The organism is Rodentibacter haemolyticus, assembly GCF_015356115.1.
GTDB lineage: Bacteria > Pseudomonadota > Gammaproteobacteria > Enterobacterales > Pasteurellaceae > Rodentibacter > Rodentibacter haemolyticus.
Genome location: NZ_CP063056.1, coordinates 1,066,610 through 1,087,897 on the forward strand (window position 1 = coordinate 1,066,610; position 21,288 = coordinate 1,087,897).

Annotated in this window: 21 protein-coding genes; 3 read left to right on the forward strand and 18 right to left on the reverse strand. The window is 42.5% G+C overall.

The genetic code is table 11. The features are described 5' to 3' along the window. Positions 1-4: 4 nt before the first annotated feature. The 4 genes from secD to IHV77_RS05125 all read right to left on the reverse strand — a co-directional run bounded on the left by secD (position 5) and on the right by IHV77_RS05125 (position 3,186). Positions 5-1,855 carry a protein translocase subunit SecD gene (gene secD / locus IHV77_RS05110; RefSeq protein WP_194813020.1) on the reverse strand — a complete coding sequence of 617 codons (1,851 nt, stop codon included), beginning with the start codon at positions 1,853-1,855 and terminating at the stop codon, positions 5-7. Between the two features lie 23 nt (positions 1,856-1,878). Beyond that, the gene (gene yajC / locus IHV77_RS05115; RefSeq protein ID WP_194813021.1) at positions 1,879-2,172 is read right to left on the reverse strand and encodes a preprotein translocase subunit YajC; all 294 of its coding nucleotides are present in this window, start codon (positions 2,170-2,172) and stop codon (positions 1,879-1,881) included. A gap of 275 nt (positions 2,173-2,447) precedes the next feature. Continuing rightward, positions 2,448-2,663 (reverse strand): sulfurtransferase TusA family protein, encoded by a 216-nt coding sequence (locus IHV77_RS05120; RefSeq protein WP_194813022.1) that lies wholly within the window; start codon positions 2,661-2,663, stop codon positions 2,448-2,450. Between the two features lie 10 nt (positions 2,664-2,673). After that, complete coding sequence (locus tag IHV77_RS05125) at positions 2,674-3,186, reverse strand: hemerythrin domain-containing protein (RefSeq protein ID WP_194813023.1); 513 nt, start codon at positions 3,184-3,186, stop codon at positions 2,674-2,676. 192 nt (positions 3,187-3,378) lie between these two features. Between IHV77_RS05125 and IHV77_RS05130 the strand changes: the two genes are divergently transcribed. Beyond that, on the forward strand, positions 3,379-4,854 hold the full coding sequence (locus tag IHV77_RS05130; protein ID WP_194813024.1) for an aldehyde dehydrogenase family protein: 1,476 nt from the start codon (positions 3,379-3,381) through the stop codon (positions 4,852-4,854). Between the two features lie 67 nt (positions 4,855-4,921). Here the strand turns inward: IHV77_RS05130 and tgt are convergent, their stop codons facing one another. The 3 genes from tgt to pssA form a co-directional block, all read right to left on the reverse strand. Next, positions 4,922-6,088 carry a tRNA guanosine(34) transglycosylase Tgt gene (gene tgt, locus IHV77_RS05135; protein ID WP_194813025.1) on the reverse strand — a complete coding sequence of 389 codons (1,167 nt, stop codon included), beginning with the start codon at positions 6,086-6,088 and terminating at the stop codon, positions 4,922-4,924. A gap of 149 nt (positions 6,089-6,237) precedes the next feature. Continuing rightward, positions 6,238-7,329 (reverse strand): tRNA preQ1(34) S-adenosylmethionine ribosyltransferase-isomerase QueA, encoded by a 1,092-nt coding sequence (gene queA, locus IHV77_RS05140; protein ID WP_194813026.1) that lies wholly within the window; start codon positions 7,327-7,329, stop codon positions 6,238-6,240. A 90-nt stretch (positions 7,330-7,419) separates the two neighbouring features. Further along, on the reverse strand, positions 7,420-8,787 hold the full coding sequence (gene pssA / locus IHV77_RS05145) for a CDP-diacylglycerol--serine O-phosphatidyltransferase (RefSeq protein WP_194813027.1): 1,368 nt from the start codon (positions 8,785-8,787) through the stop codon (positions 7,420-7,422). 140 nt (positions 8,788-8,927) lie between these two features. Here pssA and IHV77_RS05150 point away from each other — a divergent pair, with 140 nt between their 5' ends. Beyond that, the gene (locus IHV77_RS05150) at positions 8,928-10,001 is read left to right on the forward strand and encodes a TrmH family RNA methyltransferase (RefSeq protein ID WP_194813028.1); all 1,074 of its coding nucleotides are present in this window, start codon (positions 8,928-8,930) and stop codon (positions 9,999-10,001) included. A 138-nt stretch (positions 10,002-10,139) separates the two neighbouring features. On the opposite strand, the gene nhaC is transcribed toward IHV77_RS05150, so the two are convergent. Further along, the gene (gene nhaC / locus IHV77_RS05155) at positions 10,140-11,540 is read right to left on the reverse strand and encodes a Na+/H+ antiporter NhaC (RefSeq protein WP_194813029.1); all 1,401 of its coding nucleotides are present in this window, start codon (positions 11,538-11,540) and stop codon (positions 10,140-10,142) included. A 119-nt stretch (positions 11,541-11,659) separates the two neighbouring features. Beyond that, positions 11,660-12,718 carry an ornithine cyclodeaminase gene (locus tag IHV77_RS05160; protein WP_194813030.1) on the reverse strand — a complete coding sequence of 353 codons (1,059 nt, stop codon included), beginning with the start codon at positions 12,716-12,718 and terminating at the stop codon, positions 11,660-11,662. Positions 12,719-12,860: 142 nt separating this feature from the next. On the opposite strand from IHV77_RS05160, the gene IHV77_RS05165 reads away from it, so the two are divergent. Beyond that, complete coding sequence (locus IHV77_RS05165; RefSeq protein WP_194813031.1) at positions 12,861-13,289, forward strand: Lrp/AsnC family transcriptional regulator; 429 nt, start codon at positions 12,861-12,863, stop codon at positions 13,287-13,289. Positions 13,290-13,429: 140 nt separating this feature from the next. On the opposite strand, the gene IHV77_RS05170 is transcribed toward IHV77_RS05165, so the two are convergent. The 9 genes from IHV77_RS05170 to trmB all read right to left on the reverse strand — a co-directional run bounded on the left by IHV77_RS05170 (position 13,430) and on the right by trmB (position 21,230). Further along, positions 13,430-14,047, reverse strand: coding sequence for a cytochrome c3 family protein (locus IHV77_RS05170; RefSeq protein ID WP_194813032.1), 618 nt, complete (start codon positions 14,045-14,047; stop codon positions 13,430-13,432). 13 nt (positions 14,048-14,060) lie between these two features. After that, entirely contained in the window at positions 14,061-14,504 is a 444-nt protein-coding gene (locus IHV77_RS05175; RefSeq protein ID WP_194813033.1) for a nitrate reductase cytochrome c-type subunit, read from the reverse strand. Between the two features lie 5 nt (positions 14,505-14,509). Continuing rightward, on the reverse strand, positions 14,510-15,373 hold the full coding sequence (gene napH, locus IHV77_RS05180) for a quinol dehydrogenase ferredoxin subunit NapH (protein WP_194813034.1): 864 nt from the start codon (positions 15,371-15,373) through the stop codon (positions 14,510-14,512). Continuing rightward, a complete protein-coding gene (gene napG / locus IHV77_RS05185; protein WP_194813035.1) occupies positions 15,373-16,176 on the reverse strand; it encodes a ferredoxin-type protein NapG in 804 nt (267 codons plus the stop codon). The genes napH and napG overlap by 1 nt, the downstream gene beginning before the upstream one ends. 113 nt (positions 16,177-16,289) lie before the next feature. Next, positions 16,290-18,773: a nitrate reductase catalytic subunit NapA gene (gene napA, locus IHV77_RS05190; protein WP_194813036.1), complete on the reverse strand. Its 2,484-nt coding sequence runs from the start codon at positions 18,771-18,773 to the stop codon at positions 16,290-16,292. Between the two features lie 56 nt (positions 18,774-18,829). Further along, positions 18,830-19,120, reverse strand: a complete 291-nt coding sequence (locus tag IHV77_RS05195; RefSeq protein WP_194813037.1) for a chaperone NapD — start codon at positions 19,118-19,120, stop codon at positions 18,830-18,832. Between the two features lies 1 nt (position 19,121). Beyond that, a complete protein-coding gene (napF, locus tag IHV77_RS05200) occupies positions 19,122-19,643 on the reverse strand; it encodes a ferredoxin-type protein NapF (protein ID WP_194813038.1) in 522 nt (173 codons plus the stop codon). 220 nt (positions 19,644-19,863) lie between these two features. Then, complete coding sequence (locus IHV77_RS05205) at positions 19,864-20,208, reverse strand: YggL family protein (protein WP_194813039.1); 345 nt, start codon at positions 20,206-20,208, stop codon at positions 19,864-19,866. Positions 20,209-20,489: 281 nt separating this feature from the next. After that, positions 20,490-21,230 carry a tRNA (guanosine(46)-N7)-methyltransferase TrmB gene (trmB, locus tag IHV77_RS05210; RefSeq protein ID WP_194813040.1) on the reverse strand — a complete coding sequence of 247 codons (741 nt, stop codon included), beginning with the start codon at positions 21,228-21,230 and terminating at the stop codon, positions 20,490-20,492. Between the last annotated feature and the right edge of the window lie 58 nt (positions 21,231-21,288).

The window sequence follows — 21,288 nt, forward strand, 5'->3', positions numbered from 1 at the left end:
TCAATTAAATAGAAAGTTTTTCAACGCGTTTTCCACCGTAGATCGCATTAACCAATGCTCGGGTTCCGGTGATTGCGGTAAACATAGAAATCGCCACCCCTAAGGAAAGAGTGATTGCGAACCCTTGAATCGGGCCTGTCCCTACGGCATAGAGAATGATTGCCGTTAAGATGGTGGTTAGGTTGGCATCGAAAATGGAGGTAAACGCGCCATTATAACCTTCATTAATCGCTTGCTGAACCGGACGACCGTTGCGGATTTCTTCTTTGATCCGCTCAAAAATCAATACGTTGGCATCCACCGACATACCGAGGGTTAATACGATACCGGCGATACCCGGCATAGATAGCGTCGCTCCCGGAAGAATCGACATTAATCCCACGAGCAAGACAATATTAATCACCATCGCAAGACTTGCGATAATGCCGAAAAGTTTATAGTAGAACAGCATAAATACGATGATGGCGATGAGCCCCCAGAAACTGGCATTCATTCCTTGTTCAACGTTTTGTGCCCCCAATGATGGACCGATAGTACGTTCTTCCACAATCTGTACCGGTGCGATTAATGCACCTGATTTCAATAAAGTGGAAAGATTATTGGCTTCAGCCATACTACCGACACCGGTAATTTGGAAATTTGCCCCAAAGCGGGCTTGGATTGTCGCTACATTGATAACTTCTTCGCTTTTCTCAAGGATGGTTTTGCCATTTTCGTCTTTTTTACCGTTGTCTTTATATTCGACATAAAGGGTTGCCATCGGTTTTTTGTAGTATTTTTTGGTGAGTTGAGACATCTGATCCCCACCTTCACTATCTAACGTTACACTTACTTGTGGTGTACCTGATTGTTGATCTAATGCCGCACTGGAATTAATAATGTGCTCACCACCTAAAGAAGGACGTTTTAACAATACAACCGGATTGCCTTGGCGATCATATTTCACTTCCGAATCGGCAGGTAAGATACCACGCACCGCCGCTTCGGCATTTACCGTTGGATTAACCATTCGAAACTCAAGGGTTGCGGTCGCGCCAAGGATTTCTTTTGCGCGTGCGGTGTCTTGCACACCCGGCAATTCAATAACGATACGTTCTGCGCCTTGGCGTTGAATAACGGCTTCCGCTACCCCCAATTCTGAAACACGTTTACGTAAAATCGTGAGGTTTTGCTCAATGGCTAAATCACGGGCTTCGTTAAGTGCGGTCGTAGAAAAAGACAAATTTAGCATATCGTTTGAAGTATCCGCTACGTTTAAAGTCGGATGGCTTTGACGAATAATGCGTGCCGCCTTTGAAAGTTGATCAGGATTTGCAAGCGTAACCGTCGTGCCGAAATTATCAGCGTTTTTAATGCCTGTATATTGAATTTTTTCTTTGCGGAGTTCGCTGCGCAAAGTGTCTTGTAATTGTTCTTGACGTTTTGCCAAGGCGGAATTCATATCCACTTCCATTAAGAAACGTACACCGCCGCGCAAGTCTAATCCCCATTTCATCGGGTTTGCCCCAATGCTGCTTAACCAAGCAGGCGTTGCCGGTGCAAGATTTAATGCGGTGGTGTAGTTATTTCCGAGTTTTTCGGCAATCTTATCTTTTGCTAAAAGCTGATCATCCGTATTATTGAAACGGGCTAAAATGGAGCCTTGTTCAAGAACGAGGGATTTTGTCGGAAGGTTATTGGTTTTTAGCACCTCTTGAACCAGTCCTAATGTTGAGGTGTTGGCTTGTTGTCCGCGCGTACCGGAAATTTGTACTGCCGGATCTTCACCGTAAATATTTGGAAGAGAGTATAAAACACCAATGGCGACCACAAGGATCACCATTAGATTCTTCCATAATGGGTAACGATTTAACATAGTTTTCCCTTAGGAATAGAGGATTAAAGAGTTTTTACAGAGCCTTTTGGCAAGATAGTGACAATGTAATTACGGTTAATTGTGACTTCTGTGGTGTCATTCAGTGCGATCACAACGCTGTTATTGTCTTCAATTACCTTTGTGATTTTGCCCATCACACCGCCTGCGGTTAACACTTCGGTGCCTTTGGCTAATTCAGCCATTAATTTTTTATGCTCTTTATTACGCTTCGCTTGCGGGCGATAAATCATAAAGTAAAAAATTAAACCGAAAATAACAAAGATAAATAGCGTGGACATTGGACTTTGTGCTTCCATTGAATGTTTCCTTATTGAGTTAAATTTAAGTTGAAAATTGGGCGATAAAATACCATAAATCGCTTAAAATGTGAAAACTATATTGAAAATCAAGTGAAAAAAGACCGCACTTTTACGCTTACAAAGTGCGGTCGTTTCAAGCTGACTTTTCTTTATGTCGTTGTTATACAAATATTGTTAAATAGCGATTGCGTAGGGTCGGCAAATTTTTTGCCCACCTGAAATATCCCAATTAAAACGGTGGGCAACAAGTTGCCCACCCTACTTTTTTATATTCAATTTGCTGATTTTTTTATGGTTAATTTTTCCGCTCCATTTCGCCGGCAAGTGAAATTTAAGGTTTCACAAAGTTGCATAATATCCGAAATGTTATTTTCCGTTGAAATGAACACCGATAATTCGTCATTTTCCTTGAGGGTCGCTAATACTTTTTTCACCATAAGTAGCGGCAATGGGCAGCGATAAGCGCGAATATCAAGCTGATAATCCACTATTTCAACCTCAAGAATGACGTCGATCCGACATTATTTTGCCGATTCGGTTCAATTCCGCTTCGGATAAATGTTGCTTACCTAATTCAAAAAGCGGTTCTTCAATGGCGATATGTTTATCGTAACCTAAGGTAAAACGCTGAATTAATTCCGCATCCACTTGATGACGTTCTTGAGCGATGAGGGCGCTTAACTGTTCGGAAAGTAAATGCCAATTTTGATGTAAATCGGTATGTTGGCGTTCTAATTCTTCAATGTCGGTCTTTGCTTGCGGCACTTTGGCAAGAAGAGCGGGGAAAAAATCTTTTTCTTCATCATCGTGATGAAGCGGTGCTGCTTGATTGAAATATTGCAAAATAATTTTTACATCGTTCAGCACGGCTTGATTCACTCCGTTTTTTTCTAAGTAACCGGGTAAAATATTGAGCTGGTGACAAAAACGTTTCACCTTACTATGGCAGGCATAAAGCATTTCAATCGGCTCATTCCACGTAGCGAATTGTTGAGGTTCTAGAATTTGCATTATTTTTCCTTATGTACAAAGTGCAGTTAGATATTTTTTAAATATTTGTGATCTTATTCACAAAATTGAATTAACAATTTCGTAACATCTTGCGATTTTTTTACCTCTATCGTATGCTCCGAATTGGTTAAATTTTGTTAAATCACACCTTTTAATTTAGCAATTTGATTAACCCACAACAAGGAGCAAATAATGAAAAATCTTAATGTTTTTGATCAACACTATGGTTTATTAATTAATGGTGAATGGACCAACGGTTCAGGCAATGATACTTTAACTTCTTATAACCCTGCAAATGGGGAAAAATTGGCGACATTTGTTGATGCAACGGATTTGGATGTAGATAATGCCGTGCAAGCCGCTCAACAAGCTTTCAAAAGCTGGCAAAAAACCACGGCAACGGAGCGAGCGTTAATTCTTAATCAGATTGCAGAAGTTATTGAACAACATCAAGCGTTATTTGCTTTGCAAGAAACTTTAGATAATGGTAAACCGATTAGAGAGACACGTGCCGCCGATATTCCTTTAGCGGCTGATCATTTTCGCTATTTTGCCAGCATCATTCGGGGGGAGGAAGGCTCGGCAAATCAACTTGATGAAGAAGACTTATCTATTGTTTTGCGTGAACCCATTGGCGTTGTGGGACAAATTATTCCGTGGAATTTCCCATTTTTAATGGCAGCTTGGAAAATAGCACCGGCTCTAGCTGCAGGTTGCACCATTGTTATTCACCCTTCTAGCACAACTTCACTAAGCTTGCTGTCATTTGCTCAAAAAATAAACCATCTGCTTCCAAAAGGAGTATTAAATATCATCACTGGGCGTGGCTCAAAATCAGGTGAATATATGTTACATCACAAAGGTTTTAATAAATTAGCCTTTACGGGTTCTACCGAGATTGGTCGCCACGTCGGTGTTTGTGCCGCTGAAATGCTGATTCCTGCCACGCTTGAGTTGGGTGGAAAATCCGCCAATATTTTCTTTGATGATATGCCTTTTGATAAAGCCTTAGAAGGCGCTGTAAAAGGGATTTTATTCAATCAAGGACAAGTTTGTTGTGCCGGCTCCCGTATTTTTGTACAAGAGGGCATTTATGACAAATTTGTTACCGCATTAGCGGAAGAATTTAAAAAAGTCAAAGTAGGGCTGCCTTGGGAAGACGATACCCAAATGGGTTCACAAGTTAATGCCGGTCAACTTAAAACCATTCTTGAATACATCAACATTGGAGAACAAGAGGGCTGTCGTATTATTACCGGTGGACGTAAATTAGAGGGGGAACTCGCTCAAGGTGAATTTGTTGAACCAACCTTGATTGAAGCGGATAACCGCTCACGTTTAGCTCAAGAAGAAATTTTTGGACCTGTTGCCACCGTGATTAAATTCAAAACCGAAGATGAAGTGATCGCTTACGCTAACGATTCCGAATATGGCTTAGGCGGTGGTGTATGGACAATGAATATCAATCGAGCCTTACGGGTTGCTCGAGCCATTGAAACAGGACGGGTTTGGGTAAATTGTTACAATCGATTACCGGCAGGCGCGCCGTTTGGGGGGTATAAAACTTCGGGCATTGGGCGTGAAACCCACAAAATGATGCTGAGTGCCTACACGCAAGTTAAAAATATCTATATTAGCACCCGAGAAGAACCAGAAGGGCTGTACTAAGTTACTTTCATTTAGATTTAATAAACCACAGGGAAGCAATTTCTCTGTGGTTTATTTTGTTTGTAGTTTAGGCGTTGTTTGCTGATGACTCCATTGACTCTAACTGCAATGGTGGAACGGGTTTGCCTATACGGGCATAAAATTCCACCACAAAATCATCAAAACGATCATCTTCAATAGCTTGGCGAATTTCCGCCATTAAGCGTTGGTAATAACGCAGGTTGTGAATAGTATTCAAACGTGCTCCCAAAATTTCGCCGCATTTATCTAAATGATACAAATAGGCTTTGGTGTAGTTTTTACAAGTGTAGCAATCGCAATGAGGATCAAGCGGGTCGGTGTCATCACGATATTTAGCGTTACGAATTTTCACAATGCCATCGGTGACGAATAAATGCCCGTTACGTGCGTTGCGGGTCGGCATCACGCAATCGAACATATCAATCCCACGGCGTACGCCTTCCACCAAATCTTCCGGTTTGCCCACGCCCATTAAATAACGCGGCTTGTCTGCCGGAATTTGCGGGCAGATATATTCCAAAATACGGTGCATATCCTCTTTAGGTTCGCCAACGGCAAGACCGCCCACCGCATAACCGTCAAAACCGATATTCACCAAACCGTCCAAAGAAACTTTACGTAACTCTTCAAACACACCGCCTTGAATTATGCCGAACAGGGCGTTTTTGTTGCCTAATTCATCGAAACGATCACGGCTGCGTTTTGCCCAACGTAGGGACATTTCCATGGATTTTTTAGCGTAATCGAAGGTCGCCGGATAAGGCGTGCATTCATCAAAAATCATCACGATATCGGAACCGAGATCGTATTGAATTTCCATGGATTTTTCAGGGGAAAGAAAAACGCGTTCACCATTAATCGGGTTTTGGAATTTCACCCCGTCTTCCGTGATTTTCCGCAGTTTACCGAGGCTAAACACTTGGAAGCCGCCGCTGTCTGTCAAAATAGGGCGATGCCATTGCATAAAATCGTGCAAGTCACCGTGTTTACGCATCACCTCTTGCCCCGGACGCAACCATAAATGGAAGGTATTACCAAGCAAAATTTCCGCACCGGTGGCACGCACTTCCTCCGGTGTCATTCCCTTCACCGTACCGTAAGTCCCCACCGGCATAAAAGCCGGGGTTTCCACTTTAAACGTACCTTGCGGACGCTCAAACACTAAACGCCCACGGCGTGCATTGCCGCTTGTTTTATCTAATTCATATTTCATTTTTACTCCGACGAAGAAACAGTTCGAGGGGTTGGATTAATAAAAAAGCCTGTTGAATTGACAGGCTATTCGTTGTTGATGGCACAAAGTCTATTATTGCCATCTCTTGTTTTTCATTGTAGGCATTAGCCTCTTTTAAGTCAAATGCCTTATTCTAACCCTTTCACGTGCGGATTTTTTGTAATAAACATCGCATCCCCATAACTGAAAAAACGATAGCGATTTTCGACCGCACTTTTATAGGCTGACATCGTATTTTGATAGCCGGCGAAAGCGGAGACCAACATAATTAAGGTGCTTTCCGGCAGGTGGAAGTTGGTGATTAACCCATCAACCACACGGAAAGGTTTGCCAGGGTAAATAAAAATGGAGGTATCGGAAAAATAAGGTTCGATAAGATCAGGGTTGCCATTTTCCTCTGCCGATAGGGCGGCGGTTTCAATGGAACGCACGGAGGTTGTGCCAACCGCAATCACACGTTTTCCCGCTTTTTTGGTGTCGATAATCGCATTGCATACTTCTTGTGAAAGCTCCACATATTCGGCGTGCATTACGTGTTCTTCAATATTTTCTACCCGAACCGGTTGGAATGTGCCTGCCCCTACGTGTAGGGTAACAAATTCAAAATTGACCCCTTTGGCTCGGAGTTTGGCTAACAATTCGTCATCAAAATGCAAACCGGCGGTAGGTGCAGCCACCGCACCCGGTACTTTACTGTAAACCGTTTGATAACATTCTTGATCCGCTTCTTCATCGGGACGATCGATATAAGGCGGCAATGGCATATGTCCGATTTCCTGTAACACGTTTAAAAGTGCGGTTGATTTATCCGTTAATTCCACTTCAAATAAGGTGTTATGGCGTGCCGTCATCACCGCTTTAATGCCGTTATTTTCGCCAAGTTTGTCTTCGCCAAGAAATAATTCCGCCCCGTCTTTTGGTGATTTGGAAGAGCGAATATGGGCTAAGAAACGATGTTCATCTAACATACGTTCCACCAGCACTTCAATTTTGCCCCCGCTTGCCTTTCGCCCGAACATTCGTGCCGGAATTACTCTTGTATTGTTGAAAATCAGCAAGTCGCCTTCATCGATTAAATTCAATACATCGGTAAAAGTGCGGTGAGAAATTTCCCCGTTTTCACCGTTTAATTGCAGTAAACGGCAGGAAGAACGATCCTCTTTGGGATAGCGGGCGATAAGTTCATCGGGTAAATCAAAATAGAAATCTGAAACGCGCATAATGGTATTCGGTTAATAAAAGAAAGGGGGTAGTCTAGTGTGAATTTATTAGAAGTACAAGGGGAAATGTTTTCATTTCCCCTTTCAATATTAAAGAATCATTTTCACTAATTTATCCGCCTTAATTCGGGCAAATTTTTTCAGTAATTTTTGCACCGGTTCAGGATATTGTGAGAGTTCTTCCAATTCGGAATAATGTTTTAATACGTTGGTGTGTCGGCGAATATGTGCCAGTTCTTTTTCCACTTGATCACGCAGCTCTTGCTTTGGATCGTGAATTAATAAGCCGTTTTCCGCATCCAAACGCCACGCACGCGGGTTCAAATTATTGCCGGTGAGCAAAATATAACTTTCATCTACCCAAACGCCTTTTAAGTGATAGGTGTTGTCGCCGTCTTTCCATAAGCGTACGACCAAGCGCCCTTGTTCGATTTCCTGTTGAAAGTTTTCACAAAAACGGCGAAGGTTGCTTTCATATAAATAAGGCAATGCGCCCGCGATTTTAAAGGGTTGCTCAGGCGGAATGTAAAAATCGTTCGCCACTTTATCACCGACAATAATTTCCACATTTTTACCCTCTTGTAATAAGCCGGTGATCTTATTTTGCAGGGTGCGGGGAAAGTTAAAGTATGGGGTGCAAATCACCAAATTTTTTTGTACTTGTAAGAATAAATCTTCAATTACTTGGTTTAATTCATTGCCTGATGCGCCTAAGCCGAATAAAGGTGAAACGCTTAAAACATCGGAAAATTCGACCGCACTTTCTAACTGATATTCGGCGTAATTGGCTAGGTTTTTACGATAAGCCCGAATTGCCGCTCGGATTTCTTTTGTACGTGGACGGTTTACCGTATCTAGCGGATGTACGGCATCAAAATTCAATAAATGATCATTAATGAAATTCACCATTGAATTTGCCAGTTCAGTATCGGTGATTTTTTGATAGCGGTCGTAACGATATTTGTCATTTTGTTGTAAATACACATTGTTGATGCTCGCGCCGCTGTATAGCACGGTATCATCAAAAATAAACCCTTTAATGTGCAATACACCAAAGACTTCACGGGTATTAATCGGCACGCCGAAAAACATATTGGGATCATCAGGGAGTTGGTAGGTTTGACGCTGTTCACAATACCAATCGGCATTGGTGTCGGATTTTTCTGCGCCTAATAAATTGCGTTGACCACGGTGCCAATCCACAAGAATTTTGACGTCTAAATCAGGGTGCTCTTGCTTTACGCGATAAATCTCATCAAGAATTTCTTGCCCTGCTTCATCTTTTTGCCAGTAAAGTGCGGTCACATAAATGCGTTTTTTTGCATTTCTGATTAATTCAATAATCTGCGTTTTAAATTCAGTCGGGCTGAACAAAAATTCAATTTGCGCTTTTTCTAAGGGTAAAAAGGGCAAATTTTGGAGATTTTGCACAGGTCCTTTTAATTTATTGATTAACATAATCTGTCTCTGCAATTTCTAGGAACCTGTAGTTTACAATATTTCCCTCTCGGATTGATAGAAAAAAGGTTTTTTTTCGCTATAATGCTCAAAGTTTCTTGCTTTTTGGCAAATGATCATCCAATTTTCCGGGCTTTATTATGACAAATTTACGTAAACCGACTTTTCAAACCAATTCCGATAAATCTTTTCAGGAACGTAGCCCTAAACGCACTTCCGAACCTTCAGCCCCCCGTTTTAAGGAACGTCAATCTTCTGAAAAACGCACGCAAAATCGACCGCACTTTGATAAAAAACCGAATGATCGCAACGCAAACCACCGTTTTCAACAAGAAATTCGAGAACCAAAAGTTTCAGCGTTTTCTTTAAATAAAGCGAACGGTGAACAAGGTGCGGTTAAAGTTACGGTGAAAAGTACCGCTGTTGTTTATAAAGAAAAGGAAAAGAAAACCGGTCCGCTTTCTCCACGTGCGCCTGAAAAAATTAAGAAAAATCGTGCGGAAGAAATGAAGGTATATGGTGAGAATGCTTGTTTAGAATGCTTTGCACAACGTCCGGAAAGTATCGTTCGCGTGTGGGCAACGGTACAAATGTCACATAAAATCGGTGAGATGTTCAGCTATTTGGCGGCGAATAAAAAAGTGTATCACGTTGTAAGTTCGGAGGAATTGACTTTGGTCAGCGGCTCGGAACACCACGGCGGCATTTGTATGCTTGTCAAAAAACAACGCCCTTTTACATTGCAAGGCTACTTGGATATTCCGCATCAAGAAGATGCCCTCGTGTTGTTTGATAATGTGCATAATGCTCAAAATGTAGGAGGCGTGTTGCGTACTTGTGCATTTTATGGCGTGAAACACATTGTGACGGCGAATGCCGATAATCTCTATTCTGCGGCAGCGATGCGTGTTGCGGAGGGCGGTGCGGAGCATATCCGTTTGTTAGAATGTTTAGATGTTGAATCGGCGTTGCAGCAACTTCGCCAAGCGGGTTATCAAGTGGTACATATCGCACAAGGTAAAGAAGGTGTGACATTGGATAAAGCTCAATTCGGCAAGAAAGTCGTGTTTTTGTTGAGCGAAGGCAGCACGGCGGATTTGTGTGAGAAACCGGATTTAAACGTGCGTTTATCTTTGAGCAGTCCATTAAAAAACGGCTTAAATATTGCGGTTAATGGCGGCATTTTGTTGGCGAAGTGGTATTTTGCAAAATAACCTTGCTTAAAGTGCGGTTGATTTTTCTATTGTTTTTAGAGCCGACAGGATTGTCGGCTTTTTCTATTATGGAAGTTAATAAATGAGGTCGAAAAAACACATCAAGGAACGATTATTCCTTGATGTGCATAGGAAACCTTATTCAATCCGTTCGATTTTGATATTAAATAAGGCGAATACTATTGCCAGTAATGGTACTGCGTAGTTGAAAACTGCATAAGGTGCATATTCAAACGCGCTGACTTGAAGCATGGAATAAGCATAGACACCGCAAGTGTTCCAAGGTACAAGGACGGAAGTTACCGTTCCACCGTCTTCTAAAGCACGGGAAAGATTTTTTGAGTGCAATTTCCGTTCTTTATAGGCGGTTACATACATTCTGCCGGGTAATAGAATGGAAATGTATTGCTCCGAGGTGGTGCAATTTGTAATTACGGAGGAAAAAATGGTGGCAATAATTAACATACTTGCACTGCGGGCAAAATGTAAAATGGTTGATACAACAGATCTCAGCATTCCGGTTTGTTCCGCAATGCCTCCAAAGCTCATGGCGACAATGGTGAGAGAAATGGTATACATCATTGATTCAATTCCACCACGATTAAACAAGGTATCAATTATTTCGTGTCCACTTTGAATTTTAAAGCCATCGTGTAACGTTTTAACTGCTGTACCTACATCGCTCCCTTGTACAAAAACGTGGCAGAGTGAGCCGAGCAATATTCCAATGGTTAATGCCGGGATCGCAGAGACTTTTTTCATCACGAGTAACACGACGATGACAGGTACAAGTAATAACCAAGGGCTAATGACAAAATTTTTGGAAATATTTTCCATTACGCTTTGTATGTGAGAGAGGTTTGTATGTGAGGAATCAAATTGCATTCCCATATACAAATAAAAAGCTAATGCGATGACATAAGCCGGTAAGGTTGTGGTGAGCATATGTTTAATATGATCGAATAAATCGGTATTGGTGATGCCGGAGGCAAGATTGGTGGTATCTGAGAGAGGGGACATTTTATCTCCAAAGTAAGCCCCTGAAATCACAGCACCCGCAACTATCGGAGTGGGAATTCCTATACTTAAACCGATACCGATTGCAGCTACGCCAATTGTTCCCATTGTTGACCAAGAACTGCCGATGGAAAGTGTCACCAACCCGCAAATAATACAAATCGTAAAGAGAAATAGCGAAGGTGAAATGAGCTTCAAACCATAGTAAATCATTGTTGCGACAATCCCGCCACCTAACCAAGCGCCGATAGTCAGCCCGATCATAATGATGATAACAATGGCGGGGAGCGCCATTTTAATGCCGCTGTAAATACCTTGTTCAATGGTATTCCAACGATAGCCGAATTTCATCGCAACCAGTGTTGCCGTGATTGCGCCGATGATAAGCGGAACATGAGGTGAGGCTTCAAATTTAATGATAGAAACCGCCATTGTTGCAACCATAACGAGAACGGGCAGTAATGCGTACAGGAAAGGGATATTAATTTGTTGGTTTGATATTTGAGATTTTGTATTTTGCATACAGTCCTCCTCCTGAGAAGTGCGATTTTGTAGAGAAAATCGCACTGTATTTGATGAAAAAATATGATTAATGCATCGTTGCACATATCCTTAATTATTTAACTGACATTTTAAAATGATTAAATATTTGCATAATCGGAAAGGTAGCTAAATAAGTCTTTCGGATCTTTTAAATCAGGGGTAAGTGACAATGGTCGAGCCAAACCTAATTTGATCGCTGCATCATTCATATAGCGAATCGCTGAAAAATCTTCAATAGCAAAACCTACAGAATCAAATAAAGTAACTTCTTCTTTCGATTGACGGGCGGATTGATCTTTTTGGAAAACTTCAAATAACGGCGTAACCGGAAAATCAGCAGGCATATTTTGCAGTTCGCCCTCAATACGTGTTTGAGGTTCAAATTCCACAAACACGCGCGCATTTTTAACCACTTCTACATGTAACTCCGTTTTATTGACATTATCGCCCCCTACCGCATTAATATGCATGCCAGCTTCAATCATTTCCGGTGTAATAATATTGGCTCTTGAATATTCAGCCGTTACGGTAGTAATAATGTCCGCATTTTTGACCGCTTGTGCAACGGTATCGAAGATCTCAATTTTTAACGAGGTATTTGCTAAATTGCGAGCCAATTTTTCACTGGCTTTCCGATCAATATCAAATAAAGCGAGTTCCTCAATTCCCAACAAGTAATAGAATGCCAATGCTTGAAATTCACTTTGACAGCCATTACCGATAATTGCCATTCGTTTACTATTTGGACGGGCGAGATATTGTGCCGCAAGTACGGAGGTCGCGGCAGTACGTAATGCGGTGCTCAGGGTGAATTCGCTGATAACATCAGGTTGTCCCGTATCATTACTGATTAATGCGCCAAAGGCTAAGATGGTTGAAAGTCCTTCATTCGGGTTTTTAGGGTGACAATTTACATATTTAAAACTGTATTGCTGTTGATTAGCAATAGGCATTAATTCTAATACACCATCGGGAACATGATTGGAAATCCTAGGGCTTTTGTCAAAGGAATCCCAGTTAAGATAATCTTCTAAAATATAATCCCTCATTCCTTTCAGCGTTTCTTCAATACCTTGACGTTTAATGATATTCGCAACATCTTGCGGACTAATAATAATGGTTGGCAAACTTCCTGTGATAGTTGACGGGTATGACATAACTTTCCTCCGATGAGTTAATGAAATGTTAAAGTATTGTTGCAACCTCCTTAGTGTGCAAGATTTTTCTGTTAATTAAAATAGCAAAATGTGCTAATGTTTTGGTTGGATTTTAGTCATTTTGTCAGGGGTAGCTTACATTATGTCAATTTTAGATAAAACGGATCAGGAGTTATTGAGTTTATTGCGGGAAAATGCGAGATATTCCATTGCATTTTTGGCTCAAAAACTGAAAGTCTCTCGGGCAACCGTAACAAATCGTATTGCACGGCTTGAAAAAGCGGGAATTATTTTAGGTTATCGGGTGGAGCTTCACTCTACGGCGGATAATAACGGTATCAAGGCTTGGACAACGGTTATTGTCGATGGCGGAGCAACGACAGAGGTTGTCCAAATGCTACGTGGTGAGCCTTGTATCAATGCGATTTACGACACAAATGGACGTTGGGATATTCTTGTTGAACTTATCGCGCCGTCATTGGAGGAACTTGGGCAAGCGCTTGAACGAATTCGCTCGATTAAAGCAATCCATACTTCAGAAACTCATATCCATTTAAAACGTTATGTATAAATCAAAACCTTTTATTTAGCGATATGATGTAGTCATCACACGTAGGGTGGGCAACTTGTTGCCCACCTGAAATATCCGTATTGAAACGGTGGGCAAAAAATTTGCCCACCCTACACTCCAAAGTGCGGTCAAAATATCACTTATTTTTTCACTTCTTTTTGATCGTCTTTAAAACCTGATTCCACGCCGCTCATATCCGGTAATTGGTGGGCAATACCTTTGTGGCAATCAATACAGGTTTTGCCTTCCGTTTTCATTTTTTGGTGCATACGTGCTGCAACGGAACGTTGATCATTAAAATTCATACGATCAACCTTATGACAGTTGCGACATTCTTGTGAATCGTTAGCTTTCATTCGTGCCCATTCATTTTCCGCCATGGCTAAACGATGTCGGTTGAATTTTTCAAGCGTATCCACTTTGCCGGTGTAATAGGCGTATACCTCTTTTGCCGCAATGATTTTACGTTTCATCTTTGGAATAAATTCATGTGGTACGTGGCAATCTGGACAACTTGCACCCACGCCGGTACGGGTTTGATAATGCACGCTGTGTAAGTATTCCGGATAAGCATCTTGCGTATGGCAACTTGCACAAAATTGCTCTGTGTTGGTTTGTTCCAGACCATAATTAAACCCAACCCAAGATAAAATGCCACCAATAAATGCGAGGCTGATAATCGTGCCGACAGCTAAGCGACTTGGCTTACGAAACCAATGCCAAAAACGCACGATAAAGTTTGGTTTTTTCTCTGACATAACCCTTCCTTAATTAGTTGCCGTAACCTTTCATCGGTTTGAAGTCGTTCGGTACGATAGGATCCACATTTGATTGAGAAACGTGGCATTGTAAACAGAAATAGCGGCGAGGTGAGGAACTGGAACCCACATTACCGTCACGATCCATAAAGTGTGTCGGGCTAATTCGGGTTGCTCCGCTTAAACGGGCATTTTCCGGACTGTGACAGTTTAAACATTGGTTCACATTTTTTGTCACTTGGTAATTGGCTACACTATGTGGCACCATAGGCGGTTGGTTCACATAGTTTAATGCAGGTAATTCACTTTGACGCGGTGCATTGTGAAACGCCGGTGCGACATTTTCCGGTGATTGGGTTAAATCTTTTCCTATCGGTTGTACATCAGCAGCCATTAAAGAACCGGCAAAAAGTGCGGTCATTAATCCTGTTAAAATTTTAGATACCTGTTTAGTCATATTAATCACTCCCCTGAATGATCGAATCTGGTCGAAAATTTGAAAACTTTTTCAGCGCAAACGTCAATGCAACGTCCGCAACTAATACAATCTTTGGAAAGCACAAGGAGGCTTTCGTCTTTTTTTCCGTGTAAAGGTGAACGTAAAACTTGGGCTTCAGGACAGACATTGTAACAATCCATACAATTATCGCATTTGGCTCGATCAATCACTTTGATTCGGATTAAACTTTTCGCACCAATTAGCCCGTAAGCCGCACCGATGGGGCAAAGATGCCCGCACCAGCCGTGTTCCGCAATCAATAAATCAAAAAGAAAAATCACCAATACCAGCCACGCCGTTGCACCTAAGCCGAATACAAAGGCACGACCTAATGCCGCAACGGGATTAATCCATTCCCATAACAGCATACCGCTTATCACACTACCTGCTAAAATCATCACCAGAATGCCGTAACGCAAGTTGCGTGACAATTTTGCCGTTTGGCGAATTCCCAGTTTGCGGCGTAACCACGCTGCCGTATCGGTCACCATATTCAGCGGGCAAACCCAGCCGCAAAATATTTTGCTACCGAGGAATGCATAGCAAAGCACGATAATGGCTGCACCTATTAAGGTGAGCGTATCAGGCAGGTGTCCTGTGGCAAGACTTTCAAGGGTGATTAAAGGATCACTTAGCGGAATCGTATCCAATAACAGACTACCGCTATAATTACCTTTTAAAATCCATACGCCGAAGTAGGGGCCGCTTAAGAACATCGCGATAATGCTAAGTTGGCTTAATCGACGCCAAAATAAAAAGCGATTGGCGTACCACCAACCCCATTTTTCACGGGATTCTTTCCCGGCATATTTAGGTGCATTCGCCATTATTTTCCGCCTCCTAATACCGGTGCTAAAATCGGTTCCGCCGGTTCGGCTATTGCCGCTTCAGGTGTGCGTGTAGGTAACGAAATCATATCGCTCGGCGCAAGGGAATGACCGGCTTTCGCTTTTTCCTCCCAACCCAAACGATAATGTTTGCCCAGCATACCTTTCGCCAGTTCCATCGGCAGAACTTTAATCGCTGCGTCTTCCAATACACAGGCTTGTTCACATTTCCCACAGCCGGTACAAGCATCGGAATGAACCGTTGGTATAAACAATGCGTGTTTGTCCGAACGTGGATTATGTTGTTTTTCTAATGTGATGGCTTTGTCGATTAACGGACAAACGCGATAACATACATCACAACGTAATCCTTGCCAATTTAAGCAGGTTTCGTGATCCAATAGCACCGATAATCCCATTCGTGATTCATTGATGTCGGTTGCATTACGATCCAATGCGCCACTCGGACAGGCATGAGCGCACGGAATATCCGGACACATCTCACAAGGTTTATCACGCGCAATAAAATACGGTGTTCCCGCTTCCACAGGCGATAATAGCGAAGCCAGATGCAACATATCGTAAGGGCAGGCTTGTACACACTGACCGCAACGAATACAGGCGGCGGAAAAGGCTTTGGCATCTTGCAATGCAAAGGGCGGTCGCAACGGCACACCTTCGCGGGCAAGGCTTTGTTTCTGCTGTAATCCCAACAAAATCCCCACGCAGACCAAACCGCCCGCGGTACGGGAGGTATCTTTTAAAAAGCGTCTGCGCTCAGGATTAAGAATGGGCTTTTTCATTTTCTTTTTGATTTTTAACCGCACTTTTATGATGACGGAGAGTTGAAAAATTTACCTATGATTTATTTTCTATTCCACTTCATTAATAAGTGCGATCGATTTTTACGTTGTTTTTACGCGGCTTTTTCCACTTTCACGGCACATTTTTTAAAGTCCGTCTCTTTTGATATGGGATCGGTTGCATCTAAGGTTAAGGTATTTGCAAGCTGACCGGCATCAAAGAAAGTGGTATAAACCAAACCGCGAGGCGGTTTATTACGACCACGTGTATCAAGATAAGAAATCATTTCGCCACGACGTGATGAAATCTTAATCTTATCACCATGACGTAAACCACGGGCTTCGGCATCTAATGGGTGCATCCACACCAGGTTATTCGGGAATGCTCGGTGCAATTCCGGTACACGACGAGTCATTGTGCCGGTATGCCAGTGTTCAAGTACACGACCGGTTGATAGCCATAGGTCGTATTCCGCATCCGGTGATTCCGCTGCCGGCTCATAAGGCACGGCAAGAATGATCGCTTTTTTGTCAGGATAACCGTAGAACGCCATTCCTTCGCCTTCTTTTACATAAGGATCAAAGCCTTCGCGATAGCGCCATAAAGTTTCTTTGCCATCTACCACCGGCCAACGTAAACCACGCGCTTTGTGATACATCTCAAAAGGTGCCAAATCATGACCATGACCACGACCGAATGCGGCATATTCTTCAAATAAGCCTTTATGAACGTAGTAACCAAAGTGTTCCGATTCGTCGTTTAATTGACCTTCGGCAAGTTCGCTAAGCGGGAACTTATCCACTTGTCCGTTTTTGAATAACACCTCATACAGAGTTTTACCACGGTATTCCGGCATTTGGGCAAGTAATTCTTCCGGCCACATTTCATCGGTGGTGAAGTATTTTGCAAATTCCATCAATTGCCATAAATCGGATTTTGCCTCACCCGGTGCTTTCACTTGTTGACGCCAAAATTGTGTGCGGCGTTCTGCATTACCGTATGCCCCTTCTTTTTCTACCCACATTGCAGTTGGCAAGATTAAATCGGCAGACAATGCGGAAACTGTCGGATATGGATCAGAAACGATGACGAAGTTACCTTCTTTACGCCAGCCCGGTAAACGGTCGGCATTGATGTTAGGACCTGCCTGCATATTATTGTTACACATCTGCCATAACACATTCATTTTGCCATCGTGCATTGCCCGGTCTTGAGCAATGGTATCCAAGCCGACTTTTTCGGAAATTGTACCGACCGGTAATTTCCAAATACGTTCCGCTGTTTCACGATGTTTTGGGTTGGTAACAACTAAATCCGCCGGTAAACGATGCGGAAAAGAGCCGACTTCACGTGCGGTACCGCAAGCAGACGGCTGACCGGTTAATGAGAACGGACCGCAACCCGGAATAGAAATTTTGCCGGTTAGCAAGTGAATGTTATAGATCAGGTGGTTCGCCCACACGCCACGGCTGTGTTGATTGAAGCCCATTGTCCAAAATGACACCACTTTTTTCTTCGGATCGGCATAAAGTTTGGCTAAATGCTCCAGTTGAGCTTTTGGCACACCCGATAATTCGTGGGCTTTATCCAATGTATATTCGGAGACGAGTTGTTTTAATTCCTCAAAAGTCGAATCATACATTTTGCCCGCAGTTTTACGGTTTGTTTCTTTTTCCAACGGATTTTCAGGACGTAAACCGTAACCGATATTGGTTTCACCACGTTTGAATTTCGTGTGTTTATTTACGAAGTCCCAATTTATCGCATCATTTTGAATGAGGTAATTGATGATGTAGTTCATAATTGCTAAGTCGGTTTGCGGTGTAAACACTAAACCGTAGTCGGCAAGTTCAAAACTACGATGCTCAAAAGTGGAAAGTACGGCAACTTTTACATCAGGATTAGAAATACGGCGATCCGTAATGCGCGACCATAAAATCGGGTGCATTTCCGCCATATTTGATCCCCAAAGCACAAAGGCCTCTGCCTGCTCAATGTCATCATAGCAGCCCATTGGCTCATCCATACCGAAAGTACGCATAAACGCAACCGCGGCAGACGCCATACAGTGGCGGGCATTCGGATCAACGTTGTTAGAACGGAAACCGGCTTTCCAAAGCTTGTTCTTCGCGTACCCCTCCCAAATAGTGGATTGACCGGAACTAAACATTCCCACGGCATTTTGACCGTTCTTTTTAAAGGCTTCTTTGAATTTTTCCGCCATTGTTTTGAAAGCGACATCCCAAGAAACAGGTACAAAATCTCCGTTCTTGTCGAATTTACCGTTCGTCATACGCAACATCGGCTGAGTGAGTCGATCCTTACCGTACATAATTTTCGGTAAGAAGTAACCTTTAATACAGTTTAAACCACGATTGACTTCCGCATCCGGATCCCCTTGAGATGCTACAACACGCCCGTCTTTCGTACCGACTAAAACGGCGCAGCCCGTACCACAGAAACGACATACTGCTTTATCCCATTTAATCTCGGATTCTGCCGCAACCACATTTTTGACAGGGATGGTTAATCCCGCAGCCGTTGCAGCAGCCATTGCCGCATTGGCTTTCATAAAGTCTCGGCGACTTACCTTCATCGCGTTTCCCCCACGTTAAACACTGATTTTTAGATATATTGAATTTTTATAAAAAACTATTTATTTTCATCCTGTTCGTGATACACCAATGACACATTAATCACGCCGTCAATTTCTTTCACGCTCTCCATATTATCGAGCAGGATATGTTGATTATTGGATTGCATCACTACGACAATTTTGCCCATCTTTTCATCAAAAGTTGGAATCTCGGTATGTTCGATCGCTAAAAGTGCGGTTCGAATTGTCGCTATTTTTTCAGGATTCCCTTGCACGATAAGCCCCGCCACATACCAATTTGGGTGCCAATCTTGGGCGTTTTCCGCTGTTAAACTCGCTTTACTCATTCTATTTTAACGTACTGATTTCTATTGCATTTACCGGGCAACTTTGGATGCAGGCGCCACAGCCGTTACAACTTTCCGGATTCACGGTAGGCTGTGCAACACCGCCTATTTGTAAGCGAAAACGAATAGCGTTCATTGAACAATTATCCTGACAAGAACGACATTCAATATGCTGCTGTGCCAAGCAATTTGCACCGATGTTGATTTTGTGTGTCCAAGGCTGCTCCTCTAACGGGCGAAAAATCGGCTGCCGGCATACCTCAACGCATTTTCTGCAAAAGGTGCATTCACCTTTGTCGAACCGTATTTCAGGAAAACCGCCATCGCCCCCGATTAAAATCTGCGTTTCACAGATATCAATGCAATCCCGACAACGGGTGCATTGTTCGACAAATTCGTTCTCCGCTACCGACCAAGGGGGACGAATACCTTCAAAACCTTGAATTTGCTCATTTTTTGTATGCAATGATGCTAAAAATTTACCTCGTAAAAATTGTCTGCGCGGTAAGTTTTCAACAGTCATTTAATTTGCCTTTGGAATTGATCTTTAATGTCTTTTCAGGCACGAATTATGCGGTTGCCCGCAAGAGATAGAAACTACCTAAAATGGGTAGATTGGTAGAAATTTGAACTTTTATTGTGATAGATCAAGGAAATGAAGTGCGGTCGATTTTGATTGAGTTTTAAAAAAACAAAAACAGCGTGGAAAATCGCTTTCTCACGCTGTTTTTTATTGTGCTAAATTATGCGTTGTTTACCGGGTATTCCCACCAAATATCGAATAATTCACTGATTTCAATTTGTTGTAAACCGTTTGTTTCAAGCCATTTTTTCACGATTTCACGGTGATTTTCGTCACATTTGCCGATTTTTTCTAAGCATACTAAGCCTTCCCAATGTAAGTATCCGCTGCCTTCATAAGCTAAACCGTTCGGTTGGATAACTTCGTTGATAAAACGATCAACGATTTCATCTACGGTTTCAATGGCAGTGCCTTCTGCAAACTGGAAGTTTACAAGAAAGCCAAGCTCTTGGAATTCCGCAAGGTGGAGTTTTTTACGTTGGCGTTGGTTGTAGGATTTGGACATTTTAGGTTTCTCCGTTGTTTGAGTTGGGTGGCTATTCTATATTAATTTTGCTGTTTTAGCACCGTGTTTCGCCTGATGGGCGACCTACTTTTCTTCTTTTAGGGAAGTGGGATAGGGTTGGCAACTTGTTGCTCACCGAAAATATTGTGGTTGGAATGGTGGGCAACAAGTTGCCCACCCTACACCTCACATTCCTAAATGTGTAGGGTGCGTCAGGCTTGCCGTAACGCACCGTCAATACAATAAAATCCCTTTTGTATCATATACAATACAATCAAAAACTATTTCTTAACAAAATATAAATCCCACACGCCGTGTCCTAAGCGATGACCGCGAGCCTCAAATTTCGTAAGAGGGCGAAAATCAGGGCGGGGAATATAATTTCCGCTTTCCGCCGTATTTTCTAGATCGGTATTGGCACTTAGCACTTCCAACATTTGTTCCGCATAGTTTTCCCAATCCGTTGCCATATGAATAAAACCCTTTTCCCCCAGTTTTCGCACTACCTGTTCTACAAAGTGCGGTTGAACAATGCGGCGTTTGTGATGTTTTGCTTTATGCCAAGGATCGGGGAAGAAAAGTTGTAATCCGCCCAAGGTGCCGTCTGCGATACTATCGCGGAGAATTTCCGTGGCATCATGACAAATCACGCGTAAGTTTTTCACGCCTTTTTCCACCGCATAGGCAATACACGCACCGACACCCGGTGTGTGGACTTCAATACCGAGGTAGTTTTTATCAGGGTTGGTTGCCGCCATATCCACTAAAGATTTTCCCATACCGAAACCGATTTCTAACACGACAGGATTATCATTGCCGTAAATCCGAGAAAAACTAAAGGGTTCGGTTTGATAATCTAATCCAAGCTCGTCCCAGTGATCATTCATCATATTTTTTTGAAATTCGCTTAAGCGACCGGTGCGTAAGACAAAGCTACGCACTTTGCGTTTATAACGTCCGTCTTCGGTAAATTCAGCGGTTTCAACGGTTTTACGTTTTTGATCGGCAAAAGTTTGTGTCATAAATTTGTTTTGTTCGGTTCTGAAAAATTGGCGGCGATTATACACGAAATCCCTTACT